Source organism: Clostridium ihumii AP5 (assembly GCF_000612845.1).
GTDB lineage: Bacteria > Bacillota > Clostridia > Clostridiales > Clostridiaceae > Clostridium_J > Clostridium_J ihumii.
The window spans coordinates 1-4377 of record NZ_CCAT010000079.1; the positions used below are offsets into that span (position 1 = coordinate 1).

General features: G+C 27.4%; 3 protein-coding genes and 1 pseudogene. All 4 read left to right on the top strand.

Going from position 1 to position 4377, the window contains the following annotated elements; all coding sequences use genetic code 11:
* A partial coding sequence (locus BN346_RS15785) for a hypothetical protein (RefSeq protein WP_040329904.1) occupies positions 1-1721 on the top strand: 1721 nt, incomplete at its 5' end.
* A 15-nt stretch (positions 1722-1736) separates the two neighbouring features.
* Positions 1737-2603, top strand: coding sequence for a phage tail family protein (locus BN346_RS15790; protein ID WP_040329905.1), 867 nt, complete (start codon positions 1737-1739; stop codon positions 2601-2603).
* Between the two features lie 3 nt (positions 2604-2606).
* Positions 2607-3683, top strand: coding sequence for a siphovirus ReqiPepy6 Gp37-like family protein (locus tag BN346_RS15795; protein ID WP_040329907.1), 1077 nt, complete (start codon positions 2607-2609; stop codon positions 3681-3683).
* A pseudogene (locus BN346_RS15800) lies at positions 3683-4377 on the top strand (hypothetical protein); the annotation flags it as partial. The gene BN346_RS15795 and the pseudogene BN346_RS15800, both read left to right, overlap by 1 nt.

Consider the following 4377-nt stretch of genomic DNA (forward strand, 5'->3'; position numbering starts at 1 on the left):
TAGAAATAAAGGACAGAACAAGCAAGCAGCTTAACTGGGGAACTAATAATAAAGGTGAATATGAAAAGTACGTAGATTTTGTAAATAGATTAAATAAAGAAGAAGTAGAGAATACAAAAGAATGCTTAAAAGAGGATTATGAAAATAGAAAAAGTTCTTTAGAAGAAAGAATTAGAATACTTAAAAATGAAAATTCTATAGAGTTAAAAGAAGAAAGAAATAAAGTTGATTCTCAAATAGCATATTTAAGGAATTTGTCCAGAAACACAACAGATAAGTCTGCTAAAAAGAAATATGCAAATGAAATTGCAGAATTACTTTTATATAAAAAGGAATTTTTAGATACAACGAAAGAACAACAGAAAGCAAAAATAGAAAGCTTAGAAAAATCTAAAAGAGCATTAGAAGAGTATTATAAGAATGGAAATAAATTATTAGACAATAGAGAAAAAGAAATTAAAAAGTCCTTAAAAACACAGGAAAATATATTTAAGGATTTAATGACAACTTATGATACTGCAATAAAACAACTTAGTATTTCCACTGGTGATTGTATAAAAGATTTAGAAAATCAAGAAGCAATTGTTGTTATTCAATCTAAAAAAGTAGAAGATTTACGTAAAAGATATGAAGAACTTGCATATGCATTTGGAGCAACAGCAAGTGAAACAGTAAAAGCTAGAGGAGAATTTGAAAAGGCTCGTATTGAACTTGAAAAAATGGCTGGCTCAGTTAAAGAAGCATCTAAGAAAATTGCAGATGAAATAAATAAATTTCAAAAGGACATAATGGATGCACTTAAAGAAAGATATAAAGAACAAGAAAAATTACAAGAAGAAGCAATAAAAAAAGAGTTAGATGCACTTGAAAAATGGAAAGATGAAAGTGTAACTAAAGTAAATTCTTTTTATGATACTAAAATTAAAAAGATTGAAGAATCAGCTAATGCACAAATTGAAGCAATAGAAAAAGAAATTGCAGCACTTGAAGAAAAAGAAAAAATTCAAGACAGAGAAGAAAAAGACAGAGAAGAATTAAATAATATAAATAAAATTAAAGAAGCTATTAAGTATGAGCATGATGATTATAATAAGGCTCAACTTCAAAAGGAGTTAGATAAAGCTTTAGTTGATAGAAAAAAACGTCTTGAAAAACAGGCTCTAGATGGTAAAAAAGAAAACTTAAAGCAAGAAATGATAACCATAAAAGAAGATGCAGCTAAGAAAAAAGAATTTTTAGAATTACAAAAGAAAGAGGAATTAGACAGAATAAATTCTATCTATGAGACAGAAAAAGAAACATATATAAAAAGGCAAGAGGAGATTAAAAAATTCTATGATGAAAAGACTAAAGAGGCAGCACTTCAAGCAGAAGCAGAAAAATTAATTATGGATAAAAACCAAAAGGAAATAATTGAATTGCTTCATAGTTATAGTGCCGAATATAAAAAAGCAGGTCAAGCATTAGGAGACAAACTTGTTGAAGGATTTAAACCAGCAATAGAGGAAATTAAGGATTTAATTGATAGTATAACAAGAGAAATTAATGCAGCTAAAAAAGAAGCTATGAGTTTACAAAGTAGTGTTCAAGGTAGGAGTTCATCCACTAAAACAATAACTAATAATAATAAAAGAACTAATAATTATAATATAAGTGTAAAAGATAGCAATCAACGGGTAGGGTTAGAAAGTACTATTAGAAGCCTAGCATTTACAATATAAAAGGAGGATGAGAAATTGCAAAAATTAGTATATAGAAGCAATATAGGACAAGAATTAATTTTAAGTAATTCTCGTCCTTTCATTTTGGAATCAGTAGAAAATACGGCAAATACTGGTGCTAATATAAGCACTTCTCATTCTGCTGGTCAAGATGGAATTACAATTGATAGTGTAAATATAAAAGAAAAATTATTACCAGTAACAGGTGGAATAGTAGGACAAGATAAAATTGATTTAGATAAAAAGAGGGAGTATATAAGTTCTATATTTAATCCTAAAAATTATGGAGAACTTATATATACTAATAATTCAGTTACAAGAAAAATTGTATGCAGAGTACAAGACATTACATTTCAAAATAATATTGGGTTAATGCAAAAATTTTTAATACAATTCTTATGTCCTTTACCATTTTGGTCAGAAGAATATGAAAAAAAAGAAGAAGTAGCTTTGTGGGTTGGTGATTTTGAATTTCCTTTAGAAATACCAGATGAAGGAATAGAAATGGGACATAGGGTTAGTAACCTTATAGTTAATATTAACAATTATGGAGCAGTAGAATGTGGAATGAGAATACAATTTAAAGCATTAGCTACAGTAACAAGTCCTAGTCTTTTTAATGTTAATACAAGAGAATTTATTAAGGTCAATAGGACTTTAAAAGCAGGTGATGTATTAGAAATTACTACTGAATTTGCAAATAAAAGAATAGAAATGATTAAAAATAATGGTACTAGAGAAAATGTTTTTAATTGGTTAGATTTAGATAGCACATTTTTGCAATTGGAAATAGGAGATAATTTATTTAGATATGATGCAGAAAGTGGCATAGATAATTTAGAGGTGGCTATATATTATTCACCACTATATTTAGGAGTTTAGGAAATGAAAAGCATAAGAATATTAGATAAAAATATTAATTTATTAGCTGAAATTGATAATTATGAAAGTTTTAACCTAGTAAGAAGATTTTATAAATATGGAGAATTTGAATTAAGAATTAATGCTAATAAATTGCATGTAGATAAATTAATTAAAAATAATCTTATCTTAATAGATAAAGACTACAATAAAGTTTGTATAATACTACATAGGGAATTTGTATATACAGATTTAGGGGAAGAAACAGATACATTGTCTATTAAGGGAATTAGTTTACAAGGACTTATTGCAAGGAGATTAATAATTCCAGCTATAGGTGAAAGTTTTAGTAACTTTGAAGGTAGCCAAGAAGAAATAATTAAATTTTTTATAGATAAAAATTGTATTAATCCTTTAGATATAAAAAGAAAGATACCAGGATTAATATTAGCAGTTAACCAAAATAGAGGGATAAAAGATAAGTGGCGAAGTAGTTATGAAAACCTAGCTGATAAAGTACAGCAAATAGGAGAGTTTGCTGAGTTAGGTTGGAATATATATTTAGACCATAAAAATAAAAAATATATCTTTGATGTTATAGCTGGAAAAGATTTATCAGTTAATCAAAATGTAAATCCACCAGTAATATTTAGAGCAGATTTTAATAATATAAAAACTAGACACTATACAGAAAGTATAATTAATAGTAAAAATGTTGGATATGTAGGAACAAAAGAAGATAGTGAAAAGTTAGTTTTAAGTGTTGGTTATGTAGAAGGTTTTGAAAGAATTGAAACTTTTATAAGCTCAACAATAACTGATCCAGAGGAATTAAAAAAAGAAGGCATTGTACAATTAAAGGATTTAGAAGAACTTAAAAGTTTTGAATTGGAAATTAATCCATTCAAGACTTTTTATTATGAAAAGGATTATGACCTAGGAGATATAGTAACAGTACAAGATAAAAAAATAGGTGTAACAATGCATCCTAGAATAGTAGAAGTTGAGGAATACTATAGCTCCACAGGATTGCAATTAAAAGTAACATTTGGGAAAAGTATACCTACTTTAATAAGTAAAATAAAAAGGATGGTGAAATAATGGAAAAAAGCTTTGTATTTAATAGTGTAAATGGAGATAGGAGGTATAAGGCAGAAGATTTTAGAGAATTCTTTGCAAGTTTTATTGGTAATGGTGTATTTCCTAATCCATCAACTAATTTACAAGTCATTGCTAATAGCAATATGACAATTACAATTAAACAAGGTAAAGCATGGATTAATGGAGCTATTTATATTAATACAGATGATTATATAGTTGCTATAGTAAATGCAGATGGTGTATTAAATAGAATAGATAGAGTTGTTTTGAGGTTTGATAATTCTGAAAGAAAAATACATGCATATATAAAGAAAGGTACATTTTCTAGTACACCAGTAGCACCGACTTTGCAAAGAGATGCAGATGCATATGAGTTAGCATTAGCAGATGTAAAGGTAGATAAAGGAACAATAAGCATAACACAAGCTAACATAACAGACTTAAGACAAAATAAAAATTATTGTGGTATTGTGCATGGAACAGTAGAGCAAATAGATGTAACTACACTATTTAATCAATATGCTACAAAACTAGAAGAAAAAGAGCTAGGATTTGAAGAAGAATTTAAAATATGGTTTGAAACAGTAAAAGGACAATTAAGCGGAGATGTAGCTGGTAATTTAGCAGTTCAAATAGAAGCTAATAAAAAGAAAATAGAAGGTGTAGAAACTAATGTTAAGTCGCAATTGGAAGA